The sequence below is a fragment of the Rhizobium sp. TH2 genome, from assembly GCF_024707525.1.
Classification (GTDB): domain Bacteria; phylum Pseudomonadota; class Alphaproteobacteria; order Rhizobiales; family Rhizobiaceae; genus Rhizobium_E.
Genome location: NZ_CP062231.1, coordinates 947799 through 962506, shown reverse-complemented (window position 1 = coordinate 962506; position 14708 = coordinate 947799). Strand labels below are relative to the sequence as shown.

15 protein-coding genes are annotated in these 14708 nt (G+C 59.9%); all 15 read right to left on the bottom strand.

Annotation, left to right across the window (positions count from 1 at the left end; genetic code table 11):
- Positions 1 to 170: 170 nt before the first annotated feature.
- The 15 genes from IHQ71_RS04900 to flgA all read right to left on the bottom strand — a co-directional run bounded on the left by IHQ71_RS04900 (position 171) and on the right by flgA (position 14692).
- Positions 171 to 842 carry a response regulator transcription factor gene (locus tag IHQ71_RS04900; protein WP_258160840.1) on the bottom strand — a complete coding sequence of 224 codons (672 nt, stop codon included), beginning with the start codon at positions 840 to 842 and terminating at the stop codon, positions 171 to 173.
- A gap of 283 nt (positions 843 to 1125) precedes the next feature.
- Positions 1126 to 1704: a transglycosylase SLT domain-containing protein gene (locus tag IHQ71_RS04895; RefSeq protein ID WP_374989957.1), complete on the bottom strand. Its 579-nt coding sequence runs from the start codon at positions 1702 to 1704 to the stop codon at positions 1126 to 1128.
- Positions 1631 to 3007 (bottom strand): flagellar hook-length control protein FliK, encoded by a 1377-nt coding sequence (locus IHQ71_RS04890; protein WP_258160839.1) that lies wholly within the window; start codon positions 3005 to 3007, stop codon positions 1631 to 1633. The genes IHQ71_RS04895 and IHQ71_RS04890 overlap by 74 nt, the downstream gene beginning before the upstream one ends.
- 2 nt (positions 3008 to 3009) lie before the next feature.
- The gene (gene motC / locus IHQ71_RS04885; protein WP_258160838.1) at positions 3010 to 4308 is read right to left on the bottom strand and encodes a chemotaxis protein MotC; all 1299 of its coding nucleotides are present in this window, start codon (positions 4306 to 4308) and stop codon (positions 3010 to 3012) included.
- A 3-nt stretch (positions 4309 to 4311) separates the two neighbouring features.
- Positions 4312 to 5781, bottom strand: a complete 1470-nt coding sequence (locus IHQ71_RS04880) for a MotB family protein (RefSeq protein ID WP_258160837.1) — start codon at positions 5779 to 5781, stop codon at positions 4312 to 4314.
- Entirely contained in the window at positions 5778 to 6425 is a 648-nt protein-coding gene (locus IHQ71_RS04875) for a hypothetical protein (RefSeq protein ID WP_258160836.1), read from the bottom strand. The genes IHQ71_RS04880 and IHQ71_RS04875 overlap by 4 nt, the downstream gene beginning before the upstream one ends.
- 286 nt (positions 6426 to 6711) lie before the next feature.
- Positions 6712 to 7674, bottom strand: a complete 963-nt coding sequence (locus IHQ71_RS04870; protein ID WP_258160835.1) for a flagellin — start codon at positions 7672 to 7674, stop codon at positions 6712 to 6714.
- Between the two features lie 430 nt (positions 7675 to 8104).
- Positions 8105 to 9067 (bottom strand): flagellin, encoded by a 963-nt coding sequence (locus IHQ71_RS04865; protein WP_258160834.1) that lies wholly within the window; start codon positions 9065 to 9067, stop codon positions 8105 to 8107.
- Positions 9068 to 9335: 268 nt separating this feature from the next.
- A complete protein-coding gene (locus tag IHQ71_RS04860; RefSeq protein WP_258160833.1) occupies positions 9336 to 10298 on the bottom strand; it encodes a flagellin in 963 nt (320 codons plus the stop codon).
- 277 nt (positions 10299 to 10575) lie between these two features.
- A complete protein-coding gene (fliP, locus tag IHQ71_RS04855) occupies positions 10576 to 11334 on the bottom strand; it encodes a flagellar type III secretion system pore protein FliP (RefSeq protein WP_258160832.1) in 759 nt (252 codons plus the stop codon).
- On the bottom strand, positions 11331 to 11843 hold the full coding sequence (fliL, locus tag IHQ71_RS04850) for a flagellar basal body-associated protein FliL (RefSeq protein WP_258160831.1): 513 nt from the start codon (positions 11841 to 11843) through the stop codon (positions 11331 to 11333). Before fliL ends, fliP begins: the two co-directional genes overlap by 4 nt.
- 14 nt (positions 11844 to 11857) lie before the next feature.
- The gene (flgH, locus tag IHQ71_RS04845; RefSeq protein ID WP_258160830.1) at positions 11858 to 12571 is read right to left on the bottom strand and encodes a flagellar basal body L-ring protein FlgH; all 714 of its coding nucleotides are present in this window, start codon (positions 12569 to 12571) and stop codon (positions 11858 to 11860) included.
- The gene (locus tag IHQ71_RS04840; RefSeq protein ID WP_258160829.1) at positions 12568 to 13092 is read right to left on the bottom strand and encodes a MotE family protein; all 525 of its coding nucleotides are present in this window, start codon (positions 13090 to 13092) and stop codon (positions 12568 to 12570) included. Before IHQ71_RS04840 ends, flgH begins: the two co-directional genes overlap by 4 nt.
- Positions 13089 to 14207 carry a flagellar basal body P-ring protein FlgI gene (locus IHQ71_RS04835; RefSeq protein ID WP_258160828.1) on the bottom strand — a complete coding sequence of 373 codons (1119 nt, stop codon included), beginning with the start codon at positions 14205 to 14207 and terminating at the stop codon, positions 13089 to 13091. Before IHQ71_RS04835 ends, IHQ71_RS04840 begins: the two co-directional genes overlap by 4 nt.
- On the bottom strand, positions 14204 to 14692 hold the full coding sequence (gene flgA / locus IHQ71_RS04830) for a flagellar basal body P-ring formation chaperone FlgA (RefSeq protein ID WP_258160827.1): 489 nt from the start codon (positions 14690 to 14692) through the stop codon (positions 14204 to 14206). The genes IHQ71_RS04835 and flgA overlap by 4 nt, the downstream gene beginning before the upstream one ends.
- Positions 14693 to 14708: the final 16 nt, after the last annotated feature.

The following is a 14708-nucleotide window of genomic DNA, read 5'->3' as shown; positions in this document are numbered from 1 at the left end:
CGCCGGGCCATGCCTGCGACAGGCAGCACGCCAGGAATCAGAAAGCGGGCCTCGATCCTGAATGTTTGTTTCAGGATCGAGGCCCGCCATCCAGGAATGGAAGAATTCGATATGTCCGGCCTGGCCCCCGAGTGCCGCTACGGCTTCATCGCCGTGCGCGCATCCAGGCCTTACTGCCAGTCGATGCAGTATCCCAGGAAGCGCTTGGAATCGATCGGATCGAAACCGAGGCGCTTGCGCAGCTTCTTGCGAAGCTTGCTGATATGGCTTTCCACAACGTTCTCCTCGACGTCCTCGTCGAAGATGCCGTAGATCGCGTTGAAGATCTGGGTCTTGGAAACGCGCCGTCCGCGGTTCGCGACCAAGTATTCGAGAATGCGCCGTTCACGCCGCGGCAAGGGAAACACTTCGCCGCCGATTTCCGGGTCGCGCCCGTCCGAGAAAACCCGGACCTGGCCAATGTCGACATAGTTCGTGTGGACCTTCTGCCGGCGGCGGATTGCCGCTGCCCGCGCCAGGATTTCTCTCGGATGGACGGGCTTCCTAACCACGTCGTCGACACCACAATCAAAGAATGCAAGCGTCGTTTCGAGAGAGGGAGAATCAGACACCGCGATTACCGGGGCCTGGCTTCGATCCCTGATCGCCTTGGGCAGTTCGAGCGAGAGCTCCGACTGTCCGATCAGGAAGGCTTCGACGGCATCAATATCCGTGTCCGCCGCCGTGGTTACCCATTCCCCAAATTCCACCGGATCGAAACCCGTCGAGGGTACTCCCTCACGAAAGAAAAGTGATGTGTAACCGTCTTTTACGAGTGTACGCTCATCAACCACTACGATCATCAGCCGCCTCCGAATCAGTGTAGTGAACCTATGCATCAATAAGTACGAATCCGGCGAATCGCCGTAAATATGCGGGAAGTGAGTGACATAAATTAACAGTAGATTAACAGAATAATAGCGATTTGATCTATATCTAGTGGCGGACTTTCCTGAGGCATACTAAACTTCAAAATCCACGTTAACATATGGTTAAGTCCACAGATAAAATGGCTAGCGGTATTGACTCGCCACATTGTCGCCCAGATTGCTCGCGTTCCGATTCAACCCATACGTTCAGCTACTTTCAGTTGCCGCAGAAATCGGATGCAGTCGGCGTCCATTTTCCGTAACCGGTCGCGACCAGGTTGGAGATGACGCGACACACGTACCGCTTTTGTGCCGGATCGTTGTTCGGGCCCGCATGGTAACGCGCCACCGCCATCGTCCATGTGACATGCTTCGAATGCAGCCTGGACAGAAATTTCGCCGCGTATTCGACATTCTTTCTCGGATTGAGCATGTCGTCTGGCGAGGCGAATTGATCGCCATGGTAGTGATGGTTGATTTGCATGCAGCCGAGATCGATGAGTTTCGAGCCCCTGTCGCGGGCATCCGAAAAGGCGACAAGCGCATCTTTTCTCGACGCGGCGAACACTGCCTTGCCTTCGATATTCAGCGCCCATGGCTGGAGCGAGCCACGCTTGCCGGTCTCGGTCAGTCCCACCGAATAGAGAATGCCCTCGGGCACGCCATATCGCGTCGCGGCAGCCGCGATCTCCCGCTCACAGATGCCGGACGAAGCGCGTGCGTCAGAGGTAGATATCGCTGGCGCGAGAAGAATCAGTCCTGCCGTCAGCAGACGTGGAAATCCCGGCATCTTCATCGCGTGTCCATGAATCCTGGTTGCCCTGGCGGGCATTTTCGTTGCGACCACTGGCCTGCTTGTCCTTCTGGCCCTGGTCCTGCCGCGCGAGATCACGATCGGCGTTGGCTTCCGTGCGCTCCGTGGCATTGAGCTGGACCGATACCTTGTCGATGCTGAAGCCCTGGTCCTGCAATGCCTTGACGATGCCGTCCTGATCGTTCGAGAGATGCCGGTAGGCCTCGATCGTATCGACGCGCACTTCCACCGTCAGCTCGTCGCCCTTGAGCTTCAGCGACGCGACCATGTTGCCGAGATCGCCGGGATTCATCTGGAGCTTGAGCGTGTTGACTTCCTTCACCGTATCGCCCTCGAGCGACAGTTCGGCGCGGTTCACATGCGCAAGCGCCTCGGTCCAGGTCGTATCGGACTTGATGGCGCTGGTCAGCGTCTGGGTGTTGGTCTCAGTGGAGAAGCCGAGATAACGCCGCGCCTCGATAACCGTGGCGGTATCGAACTTCGTCGCGTTCGAGCGCTTGTCGGTATCGGCTACGCCATCCGTGCCGGATTTGGTGAGCGGCACATCGATAGGCCTGCCCTTGCCATCGACACTGACCAGACGCACGGATTCGGTTACTGAATCGTCCTTGCCGTGCGCGTGGTCGTCGCGCTTGGTCGTGGCGGCAGCGTTTTCATGGGCATTCAGCAGGAGGATCTCGGCCTTCTTGTCCGTTGCGAGGGCGGTCGTCTCGTCCTTGACGTCGGCCTTTTCGGTGTCGTCGTCGTGCTTTTTGACAGGCTTGGCGGTGGCTTCCTTGGCGGGGACAAGCCCCAGCAACATGCTCAGCTCTTCGGACGGGCTTGCCGCCACCTCCTGCGCAATCGCTGCATTGCCGGCTTCGGCGGTAACCTTCTGAGCCATCCGCTTGGCGACATCCAATATGTTGGCGAGCGCCTTTTCAGCTCCGCCGTCCTTGCCTGCATCGGGCGCGACCGCAGCTTTCTGGCTCTGCTTGAGAAGCGCCAGGCGGATCCGGCTCTCGGTCGATTCCGCGACATTGCGACGAACGGCATCGGCGGGCGTCGCTACCGTGCTGGCGGAAGGATCATCGCTCGTCACACTGGCGGCGGCATCGTCCTCGACAGCGCCGTGCCGATTGTCGCGGCCGCCGTTTGGCGTTTCCTGCTGGTTCGCCTTGGAGACGTAGTCCTGGAAGCTGTCGCCACCCTCCGTGCCGCCGGTGCCGGAGGCACTCTGCTGGTCACGATAGGCGGGCTGGACGGGCGGGGATTGGGGCGGGCCTGCAAGGATTTGATCCATCATCGTCAGTTGCTTCCTGTCGATAGAAGTGTGTCGATATCTTTCAGCTTGGAGCGCCCCACACTCACGAAATCCTCGACCTCGTCGATCCTGGAATCGAGTGCCTGCTTTCTTGTCTCTTCCGGCAGGTTCTGGGTGCTGGGCAGCGTCTCGGCCAGAGCCTCCTCGGAGGCCTTCACGACACGCTCGGACATCATATCCCTGTATTCCTTGTCGACCATGACACGTTCGACTTGCCTCAGACTGTCCTCACCCGGCTCCTTGACCACCTCTTCGGCCACTATACGTGCCGCGTCCCTGAGAAAACGGTCCTTCGGCGAAAGCGATTTATCGGGGATCTCGGCGAGCTTTTCGAGCACCTGATTGATGCCGTCACTTGGGATGTTGACGATGCCGGAATAGAGTTCGGCAAGAGCGAGCTGACCGGCATCTTCCGCCGACGAAAGCCTGCGCGCCTCTTTCGAGGCAAAATCGGTGAGCGGCTTGTTGCCGTCTATCGCTGCACGGCGTCCCAGCCTGAGATAGATTTCCCGCTGGCGCTTGCGCTCGATGAGTGACAGCACGGCCTTGATCTCATCCGGCGGAAGCGCATTCTTGTGGTCGATGGCCAGCGAGACGAAAATGTCGGCGAATTGCGAGGCATAGGGCGAATTCATGAAGCGCCTGGCATAGCGGCGCGCAAAAGGTAGCGCACGAGCCGTGTCGCCCTTCGCGGACGTGATGCCGAGCGAGCGGCGCAGAGCCGCCTCCTCGATGATCGTGCCCGGTGCTTCGGCGCGCGCCCAATCGAAGAATTTCAGCGCGGCGTCGGTTTCCTTCTCCATCAGCGCATTGGCGCCGATCAATTCGAGATAGGGGCCAATGCGGGAATTCCGGTATTCCGGCACGACTTCCTGCAGCTGCTTGAGCGCGGTGGCTCCCCTGCCGGATAGATAGCGCCGCAGGATGCTGGTAACGCGGTTGTCGAAATTGCCCTCGACGTCGCGCTCGGCGAGTATGTCGAGCGTCTCGGGATTGCCGCCGCTCATCGCATAGATCAGCGCCGCATCGACATTCCGGGGGTCATCGAACACGGCCATGTCGATGGCGCGCAGGCGCTTGTCGATCTCCTCCAGCAGGTAGCGCTGCATGTCGACCGAATCGAGATCGCCGTTGATGACCTTGTCCTGGATCGTCTGCAGCGAGCGGATCATCAGGTAGGGCGGCGCGATCTCGGCGGTTTCTTCAGCCGAAACGCTTGCCGCCTGGCCGGAGGCCAGGCAGATCAGCGTCATCAATCCGAAGCCAGTCGAGCGGAGTGCCATTCGCTACTCCGAATTCGCCTGGAGGAGGATCTCGATGCGCCGGTTGGATGCGTCGAGAGGCGCCTCTGGCAGTTTCAGCCGGTGATCGGCGAAGCCCGATATCTGGGAAACCCGATCTTCCTTCACACCGCTGCTCAGCAGCATGAAATAGGCACTCTGGGCGCGCGCGGTCGAAAGCCGCCAATTGTCATAGGCCTTCGACTTGTATGGCCGACCGTCGGTATGGCCGCGAATGGCGATCTGGCCCTTCCGGTTCTTCAGGAGCTTGGCGACCGTCTCCATCGCTACGACCGTTTCCCTGGTGGGAATGGCCGATCCGGACCGGAACATCGGCGTCTTGACCTGGTCGGAGATGCTGATCAGCATGCCGCCCTCGGCGGGTGTGACCAGCAGGCCTTCGGCGAGATAGCCGGCTTTGGGGCCGAGTTCCTTGCGCAAGGCCGCCTGCAGACGTTCGGCGAGCTTTGCGGCCTCGGCCGCCTTCAGTTCAGCCTCGTCGAGCTTGCCGTCCTGGTTCTTGTCGAACTTGGCCAGCAATTCCTTGTCGGTCTTGCCATCCTTGTCCTCGTCCGACTTGCCGAGCTTGTCCTTTTCGGTCTGGCCGAGCTTGTCCTTGTCCGACTTGCCGGCCTTGTCCTTTTCAGTCTGGCCAAGCTTATCCTTGTCTGATTTGCCGTCCTTGTCCTTGTCGGCCGTCTTGGACTTATCCTTGTCGGTCTTGCCCTCACCCGGTTTGAGATCGCCCTTTTCCTGCTCGCCGCTCTTCTTGTCGCCGGTCAAGGCGTCGCCCTTGAACATGGAATCGGGATTGTCGGCATTGATGATTTCGCCATCGCCGGGCAGCCCGGCCGTCTCGGCGGGAACGTCGCTGGCATTGGCAGGCGAGGTTTTCGAGACTTCGACCTGCTGGGTCCAGAAATCCGGGTCGAAAATATCCTTGAACGCTTCGCCGCCGTCCGCACCCGTACCGGGCCCGGCATCATTGGCGCCACCGTCACCCTTGATGCTGATATTGGCCTTGTCCTCGGTCTCCTGCGCGATCTCGGCGATCACGGCATAGGGATTTTCGAAATAATCCGCCTCGGAGGCCTTTACCTGGTCCATTTCGGAGGTCGTCTTGTCCTCCTGTCCGGGATCGCTTTCGTTGTTCGCCGACTTGCCGTCCTTCTTGTCCTGCTGTTCCTCGGTGGCGTCGTTTTTCTCTTTCGCCCGCTTCGGCGTCTGGATGCCTTCGTCCGGCGGCACTTCGCTGGTCAGCTTGATGGGATTGAAGTAGCTGGCGACGGCAGCCTTGGTTTCCTCGTTTGCGGCATTGACCAGCCACATGATGAGGAAGAAGGCCATCATGGCGGTCATGAAGTCGGCGTAAGCGATCTTCCACGCACCATGACCACCGTGTTCCTCGTGGCCCCGGTTGCGCTTGACGATGATGATTTCATTTTTGCCGTGATGGTGGCTTTCCGCCTCGCTCATTCCATCACCTCGGCAAGCGACTGCGCCCAGACCGACAGCCGCGTCGTCAGCACGGTCTCGTTGATCTCAACGAAAATGTCCGTCATCTCGGCTTCCATGTGCCGGCAGGGAACGCCATCGGCTTCGAGCCGCGGCTTGAGCAGTTCGAAGAGACGCCCCGGGCCGCGCACCAGAACTTCAGCCGCCTTTTCCTCGATGAAGGCATTGTGGACCGCGTCGGCAAGCGCCGCGATCGAACGGCGGGCGAGATCCGCTTCCACGACGGGCAGCAGGACCTGAAGCGCCTGGTCGGCGACCGATTGCGAAATGGCGAGCGTCATGTCGAAGAACCGCGCATGGATCACGCTCATGATCTCGTTTTCGTGCTGTTCGTGCATCGCCTGCATTTCGTGCGAATGCTCTTCGGCGATGGCCGCGAGATCGCCAGCGAAGCGCTCCTCGCATTCGGCGACTGCCGCGGCATGGCCTTCCTGGCGTGCCGCCTCGCGCTCGGCTTCCAGGTCGATGGCCGGCTCCGGCTCGGCGAAAAATCCGAGGTCGTCGAGCGGCGAACCGGCAAGGCTCGAAAGGATGTTGGTCTCGACCAGCGCGGTGGATTCCGGAACGCTGAAATCCTTGAGATACTTCGTCAGCATGGCATTCATCGCCGCCGCCATCTTTCTCTGGAGTCTGCCGCGACACAGGAGCGGCCTCTTGATGCGGAAAACTAGAAGTTCAATCTTGTGCGAAGATGAAATGCATTGGGCCGCGTCAGGGCAATAACGCGGCCCAACTTCCCCATTCCGCGCCGATGACCGGCGGCGCGGTGGAACGGGTGTTCCCAAACCCTCAGATGCCGACCGGTCCGGCCACCCGAGGTTCTCCCGAATCAAATCTGGCGGAGACTGCCGGAGCCTCGATATGCCCCGGCCGGCGCGCCCATCCCGGCTCTTACTTGAAGAGCTGGAGGATGTTTTCGGCGTTGGAATTGGCGATCGAAAGCGCCTGGATACCAAGCTGCTGCTGCGTCTGCAGTGCTTTCAACCGCGTCGATTCCTCGTTCATGTCGGCATCGACGAGACGACCGATGCCCTTATCGATCACGTCCATCAACGTCGACACGAATTCGTCCTGCATCTCGATACGCATGTTGATCGAACCGAGCGTCGCCGCCGAATCCGTGAGCGTCATCAGCATGGCATCGACTGCCGAGATCATGCCGTCGACTTCCAGATCGGTGGTCGTGGTGGAAAGGCCGACCTCGGTCCCGCTCGCGGCAGTGGTGGAGCCGGCATTGAGGAGGAAGTATGTCGAAGCGGTGGGCGTCGTACCGACCATCTGGGTCGTAACCACGGCGCGCGTCAGGATGCCCTGTCCCGCATCATTGGTGTCGATCAGCGTCGATGTGCGTGTGTCGAATTCGAGTGTCTCGACGGCAACGGTGCCATCCGACGCGCGATTGAACGAGCCCACCATCTCGACCGTTGTCGGCGGAAACGTGGTGTCGTTGTACAGCCAGTTCTCGCCGGAGAACGACGCCGATTCCGCGATCGACTGCAACTGTGCCTTCAACTCGCGCAATTCTTCGTTGATCTTGTTCTTGTCGACGCCCGGCTCGCGTGCCGCGACCAGCTTGGCCTTGATTTCCGTGACCACGTCGATCGCCGATTCGAGACCGGTATAGGCGGTGTCGGTTTTCGCCGCGCCCAGTCCGAGGGCGTCCTGAACGGTGGACAGCGCCTTGTTGTCCGAACGCATGGTCGTTGCGATCGACCAATAGGCGGCATTGTCCGACGCCGTTTCCACCCGGTAGCCGGATGAAACGCGCTGCTGCGTCGTTTCCATCTTCTGATTGATGTCGCGGAGGGTCTGCAGGGCAGCCATAGCGGCTGCATTGGTCATCATGCTGGTCATATTCTTTGCCCCATAGGGAGTTTCAGGGACATTCCGGAGTCTACGCACCGGCAATGGCAGCTACGCTTCATGCTATCGGCACCGCTTTGCCCTGGGTGACCGATCCGCCATTCTTTAATTCTATGTAAACATTCATGGTTAACCAGCGGTTAACAGACCAGCGCCGAGTCAGGAATTATTAAACAACATTAATAACGTCTAAAATTGGCAACGTCTGCAGCAGTCGAGCGGCGTCCATCATGAACACCACGGCAACCCCGCCGGCACAAATGCCTGCGATGCTATTCTGGCTGTCGAAGCTTGCGGCAGGCTGACTTTGTCCCCAAACGGAAACGACCTCCCGGTGCGTTGCTGCGGGAAGTCGTGGAGAAACGGAAAACGCCGGCTGCTGGGCAGCCGGCGCTTGATATCAGACCGAAGTGGCTCGTTCTTAACGGAAGAGCGAGAGCACGTTTTCGGAATTGGAGTTGGCGATCGAGAGCGACTGGATGCCGAGCTGCTGCTGCGTCTGCAGGGCTTTGAGCTTGGTTGACTCTTCGTTCATGTCGGCGTCGACCAGACGGCCGATGCCCTTGTCGATCACGTCCATCAGGTCGGCAACGAAGTTGTCCTGCAACTCGATGCGCATGTTGGTCGAGCCGATCGTGGCCGCGGAGTCGGTCATCGATGCCAGCATGGATTCCACTGCGGAGATCATGCCGTCGATATCGGTGGACGTGGTCGTGGAGTCGAGCGCGATTTCGACGCCGGAAGCCACGGTCTGCGACGATGCATTCACCAGGAAGTACGTGGCGGATGTCGTGTTGGTGCCGGTGCCGGTCGTGACGACGACGTCGCCGGTCAGCAGGCCGTTGGCAGCATCAAACGTATCGACGAGTGTGGAGGTGGAGGTGTCGAACTCGAGGATACCGACCGAAACGGTGTTGTCGGCTGCACGGTTGAACGAACCGACCATTTCGACCGTCGTGTTAATGGTCGCGTCGTCATTGTAGAGCCAGTTCTCGCCCGAGAAGGAGGCCGATTCGGAGATCGATACCAGCTGGTTCTTCAGCTCGGTAAGTTCCGAGTCGATCTTGTCCTTATCAACGCCCGGTTCGCGGGCGGCGACGAGCTTGGCCTTGATTTCGGTGACCACGTCGATCGCCGAGTTCAGGCCGGTATAGGCGGTGTCCGTCTTGGCTGCACCCAGACCGAGGGCGTCCTGAACGGTGGAGAGTGCCTTGTTGTCCGAGCGCATGGTAGTTGCGATCGACCAGTAAGCGGCGTTGTCGGCAGCGCGGTTGACGCGAAGGCCCGAGGATACGTGGCTCTGGGTCTCTTCCATGTCCTGGCCGATGGAGCGCAGGGTAGCAAGAGCCGCCATTGCAGCGGTGTTGGTGATGATACTCGTCATATTCGTACTGCCCCTCTGGAACGGGTAAATAATTGGAAGGGACATTCCGGGATGTCAGAACCGGTAACGATGGACAGCTTCATGCCAGCTAACCGGTGTATTAAGGTCAGCCCGTCGTTTCTATGAGATCCAATAAACACCGTTAAGGTTAAGGAACCTTGAAGGTTGGATAGCTATTAACCACGTTTGTTAGCCATAAAAAATTCGGCACGAAAAAGCCGCCCAGGAGTCCCCGGGCGGCTCTTTATTGACCCTGATGCTTTCCGGATTAACGGAAGAGCGACAGGATGTTCTCGGAGTTCGAGTTGGCGATCGAGAGCGCCTGGATACCGAGCTGCTGCTGGGTCTGGAGCGCCTTGAGGCGGGTCGACTCTTCGTTCATGTCGGCATCGACCAGGCGGCCAATGCCCTTGTCGATCACGTCCATCAGGTCGGCAACGAAATTGTCCTGCATGGTGATGCGGGTGTTGGCGGCGCCGAGGGTCGCGGCAGCGTCGGTCATCGTGGTCAGCATCGAGTCGACAGCGGAGATCATGCCGTCGAGGTCAGCGTCCGTGGTGGTTGTCGAGAGCTCGATTTCAGTGCCGGAAGAAGCAGTCTGCGACGAAGCATCAACCAGGAAGAAGCTGGCGGCCGTCGTGTTGGTGCCGGTGCCGGTGGTGATGGTGATCGTGCTTGTCAGCAAGCCACCTTCCGCGTCGAAGGTATCGACGAGCGTCGATGTGCTGGTGTCGAATTCGAGCACGCCGACGGAAACGGAGTTGTCAGCCTTGCGGTTGAACGAACCGACCATTTCGACCGTCGTGTTGGCAGTCGAGTCGTCGTTGTAGAGCCAATTCTGGCCGGAGAACGAAGCGGACTCGGAGATCGAGACCAACTGGTTCTTGAGTTCGGTCAGTTCCGAATTGATCTTGGTCTTGTCGACACCCGGTTCGCGGGCGGCAACGAGCTTGGCCTTGATTTCGGAGACGACGTCGATGGCCGTGTTCAGACCGGTGAAAGCAGTATCGGTCTTGGCAGCTGCCAGACCAAGCGCGTCCTGGACAGTGGACAGTGCCTTGTTGTCGGAACGCATCGTGGTAGCGATCGACCAGTAGGCGGCGTTGTCGGAAGCGTCAGCGACGCGATAACCCGTGGAAACCCGGTTCTGCGTCTTTTCCATGTCCTGCGAAATCGAACGCAGGGTGGAAAGGGCCGCGATCGCGGAGTTGTTAGTCATAATGCTGCTCATGGGGGTGTCCCTTTAATACGCGTTACAGATGAGGGACATACCGGGTTCATGCGAATTTTACCGGTGACGACGGTTCGGCTTCATGCCACTCGGCCCGTTTTTCGTTCGGGTCCTTACTGTCGTGTGAGGGCTACTATTGGTTTCAATGCTTGCGTTTGTCTTAATCGGAGGACCCAGCCGCCGGACCGCTCAATTCATAGAAAACGAAAGGTAAAGACGCGCTAGCTAGTTCTAGCGCGCCTTTTACGGAATCGTATCGTTTTGATTGTTTGGGTGTCTAAGAGAACGACCGCACGAGACTGCCGACAAGCAGGTTCCAGCCATCGATCAGCACGAAGAACAATATCTTGAACGGCAAAGAGATCGAGGTCGGCGGCAGCATCATCATGCCCATCGCCATGGTGATCGTCGCCACGACCAGGTCGATGACCAGGAACGGCAGCACGATCAGGAAGCCGATCTCGAAGCCACGCCGGATTTCCGAGATCATGAATGCGGGAACCAGGACCCGGAGGTCGACCTGGCCGCCGGTCGTGGTCTGTTGGCCGCGTTCGGTGGCGATATCGGCAAACAGCTTGAGGTCCTTGTCGCGTGTGTTGGCGGCCATGAATTCGCGGAAAGGCACGGACACGCGCTGCAGCGCCTCCGCCTCGGTGATCTGTTCGGCGAGCAATGGCTGCGCGCCGTCACGCCAGGCCCGGTCGAGCGTCGGCGCCATGACGAAGAAGGTCATGAACAGCGCGAGGCTCGTCAGGATCATGTTGGACGGCGTGCTCGCCAGTCCCATGCCCGACCGCAGGATCGAGAAGGCAATGATGAAGCGCGGAAAGCTGGTGACCATGACCAGGATGCCGGGCGCCACCGAGAGGATGGTGAGCAGGCCGAAGGTCCGGATGATCCAGTTGGCGACCGAACCGTTGACCGGCGTATTGAGAATATCGGGCGTCGTCGTCTGCGCCAGCGCGCCGCCCGCCAGGCTCGAAAGCAGGATGACGACGAAGGCGATGGCGATCTTCCGGAGAGCGTGACGGGTCATTGGATCAGAAATGTCCTGAACATCAATCTGGAGACCTTGCCTTCGGAGATCATGTCGATGCGCTCCTCAAGGTCCTCCTTGAGATACTGGAAGCCGCGCGGCCCCTCGATCTGCTGCAGCGAAACCGTGCGCAGATAGACCGCGATATCCTGGTGGATGGTTTCGGCGAGCTTGACGTCGGGCTTGTCCTTGAACAGCAGCGCCACTTCGAGCCGCACCCAGCGATCCGTCGGGAAGGCAAGATTGGTGGTGATCGGTTCGAGCTGGATCACGCCATTGGCTTCGGTCGAGATGCGCGGCAGGCCGTCTTCCTTCTCGCCTTCGGGGGCCGCTGCAGCCAATTCCGGCTGCTCGGCAATTTTCGGCTTCGCGACATCGGGCGTCAGCATGCCGCCCAAAATCCATCCGCCGGCGCCGGCGATGACAGTGACGACACCCACCGCCGCGATGGTCATGATCAGCCCGGACCACTTTTTGGCGGGCGCCTGGCCCATCGTTTCGTCAAGCATCGGGCTTTTCCAGACTAGAACGGTGAGAAAACATCGATGACCTGCTGGCCGACCGGTGCGTTCTGAATTTCGGAGAGCCGTCCACGGCCACCATAGGAGATGCGGGCTTCGGCGATCTTCTCGTAGGAGATCTTGTTGTCGGCATCGACATCGTATGGCCGGGCGATACCGGCGAGATTGAGGACGCGCAGTTCCTGGTTCACCCGGACTTCCTGCGAACCTGAGATCAGGAGATTGCCGTTGTCCATGACGCCGGTGACAACCACGGCCACCTGAAGGTCGAGCTTTTCCTTGCGCTCGATCGAGCCATCGCCCTTGGCGTCCGAACTCGACGAGTTGCTGATCGACGCATCGAGACCATGGTCGTTATGGGTATCGGAGCCGAACAGGTTGAACTTCTTGGCCCAGGAGCTTTCGCGGCTGCGTTCCGTCGTGTTGTCGAACGAGGCCTTGTCGTCGATATTGATCGTGACCGTCAGGATGTCGCCGATCTTCAGCGCGCGTGCGTCCTTGAAGAGCGCCGATCTCTCATCGCTCCACAGCGAGTAGCCGGTCGCCACCTGCTGAGGTTCCTTGGGATAGAGCGCCAGTTCGTTGGTCTTGGCGAGATTGAGGCCCGCACCGATTGGGCTCATGGCCGGCGCGCGGTTGAGATCCTTGATCGCCTGGCCGGAGCAGCCCGTGAGCGCCGCCGTCGTAACCAGGACCGCCGCAAGCTTAGACTTCATGATGGATTCCTCTGCATATTGCGGCTGCCTGCGGCCGAGATGATCTCAGTCAAGGCCGCGGCCTTCTTCGGATCCATCTCGGCAAGGATCTGGCTGGACTGGCGTGGCGAAAGCTTCATGATGATGGCTGAGGCCAGATTGGGATCGATCAGGTTGAGCTGGCCGGCCGCGGCATCCGGTTTCATGCCCTTGTAGATATCGACGAGCCCGCCTTCCGCCTTCTTGAGGAAATCGTTGCGCTGCTTGAGCCAGCCTTCATATTCCGACTTGCGCTTCTCGAGTTGCGCGATGCGGTCATCCACCTGCGCCTGGAGCTTGGCGAGTTCCTCGCGCTGGAGAAGGTAGCGCTGGTCGCGGGCTGAATCGGCGATGTTGGCGCAGAACGCCTTGATCTCCTCGCGCGCCGTCTTGACGGCGGGCTTCGGCTTTTCTTCCAGCGCGAGCGCCCCGGAGAGCGATCCGACCAGCAGGACGAGTGCCGGTGCAACGGCTATACGGGCAAACCTCTTCAAAGTCGTCATTGCAACACGAGCTCCGCATGAAGTGCGCCGGCCGACTTGATGCCCTGCAGGATGGCGATGATGCCGTCGGGCTTCACGCCGATACTGTTGAGGCCGGATACCAGGGTTTTGAGATTGGGACCGGAAAGGATCGCCACCTTGCTGCCAGCCTGGTCGGCGATGATATCCGTCGAAGGCTGTATCGCGGTAACGCCATCCGAGAAGGGTAGAGGCTGGACCACGGTCGGGTTCTCGCTGACCTGCACGGTGAGCGTGCCGTAGCTGACTGCGACCTGCGAGATCCGGACATCGGCGCCGATGACGATCGTGCCGGTTCGTTCATTGATGACAACGCGTGCCGGCGCATCCGCCTCGACCGTCAGGTTCTCGATCTCGGCCATCAGCCGGGCGAGATCCGCATTGCGCGGTTTCTCGACAACGACCTCCTGGTTGTCGTTGACCGATGCGATGCGGCCGCCATAGGTCGTTGCCGCGAATGCGTTGATCGTGTCGGACATGCGAACCGCGGTGGAGAAATCGGGATTGCGCAATTGCAGGACCAGGTTGACCGAATCCTTGAACCTCGAAGGCAGCGGTCGCTCGATGATGGCGCCGTTGGGTACACGGCCCGACGTCGTTACGCCCTGTGTGAGCTGTGCGGCATCACCCGTCGCCGAAAATCCGGAAACGATGATGGCGCCCTGGGCGACGGCATAGATCTGCCCGTCGGCGCCGGTCAGCGACGTCATGACCAGCGTGCCGCCACGCAGCGATGTCGCATCGCCCAGTGAACTGACCGACACATCCATGCGCGAGCCGGGGCTGGCGAAGGGCGGCAGATTGGCGGTGACCATGACCGCAGCGATATTCTTCGAACGATTCTCGCCGCCCTGGGTGGAAATGCCGAGATTCTCCAACATCGCGCGCAGCGACTGCTCGGTGAAGGGCGATGCCCTCAGGCTGTCGCCGGTGCCCTGCAGGCCGACCACGAGACCGTAGCCGATGAGCTGGTTGTCGCGCCCGGACTGCAGCGAGGCGATGTCCTTGATACGGGCGACCGAGGCGGCATTCGCCATCTCCGGAAGACTGCCCAACGCCATCAACAATGCCATTGCGAGCGCGAAAGCTCTCTTCATTTCTGCACCACGAGCACGGTTCGGTCCGGCATGACGGTACCGGAAAGAATGACGCCCGTATCCGTATTGCGGGCCTGGATGAGTTCGCCGACGATACCATCGGCAAGCGGCGTGCCGGACGCGGTTATGCGAAGCCCGCCATTGTCGTAGACCAGCAGCACCTTGTCGCCGCGCTTGACCGTGAAGGGCTGGCGGAGTGCGGAAACCATGATGGTACGGCCCGGCAGCAACGTGCGAGTGGTCACGAGGCCCCTCACTTCCGAGATTTCGCGGGCATAGCCGCCGGAGAGGTTCTTGTTGGTCACCTCGACTGTCTGCAGCCGCTTGGAGTCGATTTCCTCGCCGGGATAGATGATCTGCGTCGGCACGACCGCATAGCCGAGATTGTCGGCCATGACGTGCAACGGAGCGAGGACGGATGCCGAGAGAACCGCGCCCAGGGCGGTCCTCTTCAATGCCTTTGCAAATGCTGGGCGAAACGTCATGTTTGCCTGCCTTTCA

Bases quoted from the DNA above. Each gene is read 5' to 3' on its own strand.
- fliP (WP_258160832.1), bottom strand. From the start codon at position 11,334: ATGACCCGTCACGCTCTCCGGAAGATCGCCATCGCCTTCGTCGTCATC.
- IHQ71_RS04870 (WP_258160835.1), bottom strand. From the start codon at position 7,674: ATGACCAGCATGATGACCAATGCAGCCGCTATGGCTGCCCTGCAGACC.
- motC (WP_258160838.1), bottom strand. From the start codon at position 4,308: ATGGCACTCCGCTCGACTGGCTTCGGATTGATGACGCTGATCTGCCTG.
- IHQ71_RS04865 (WP_258160834.1), bottom strand. From the start codon at position 9,067: ATGACGAGTATCATCACCAACACCGCTGCAATGGCGGCTCTTGCTACC.
- IHQ71_RS04895 (WP_374989957.1), bottom strand. From the start codon at position 1,704: ATGAAGATGCCGGGATTTCCACGTCTGCTGACGGCAGGACTGATTCTT.
- IHQ71_RS04880 (WP_258160837.1), bottom strand. From the start codon at position 5,781: ATGAGCGAGGCGGAAAGCCACCATCACGGCAAAAATGAAATCATCATC.
- flgH (WP_258160830.1), bottom strand. From the start codon at position 12,571: ATGAAGTCTAAGCTTGCGGCGGTCCTGGTTACGACGGCGGCGCTCACG.
- IHQ71_RS04900 (WP_258160840.1), bottom strand. From the start codon at position 842: ATGATCGTAGTGGTTGATGAGCGTACACTCGTAAAAGACGGTTACACA.
- fliL (WP_258160831.1), bottom strand. From the start codon at position 11,843: ATGCTTGACGAAACGATGGGCCAGGCGCCCGCCAAAAAGTGGTCCGGG.
- IHQ71_RS04840 (WP_258160829.1), bottom strand. From the start codon at position 13,092: ATGACGACTTTGAAGAGGTTTGCCCGTATAGCCGTTGCACCGGCACTC.
- IHQ71_RS04875 (WP_258160836.1), bottom strand. From the start codon at position 6,425: ATGAATGCCATGCTGACGAAGTATCTCAAGGATTTCAGCGTTCCGGAA.
- IHQ71_RS04860 (WP_258160833.1), bottom strand. From the start codon at position 10,298: ATGAGCAGCATTATGACTAACAACTCCGCGATCGCGGCCCTTTCCACC.
- IHQ71_RS04890 (WP_258160839.1), bottom strand. From the start codon at position 3,007: ATGATGGATCAAATCCTTGCAGGCCCGCCCCAATCCCCGCCCGTCCAG.
- flgA (WP_258160827.1), bottom strand. From the start codon at position 14,692: ATGACGTTTCGCCCAGCATTTGCAAAGGCATTGAAGAGGACCGCCCTG.
- IHQ71_RS04835 (WP_258160828.1), bottom strand. From the start codon at position 14,207: ATGAAGAGAGCTTTCGCGCTCGCAATGGCATTGTTGATGGCGTTGGGC.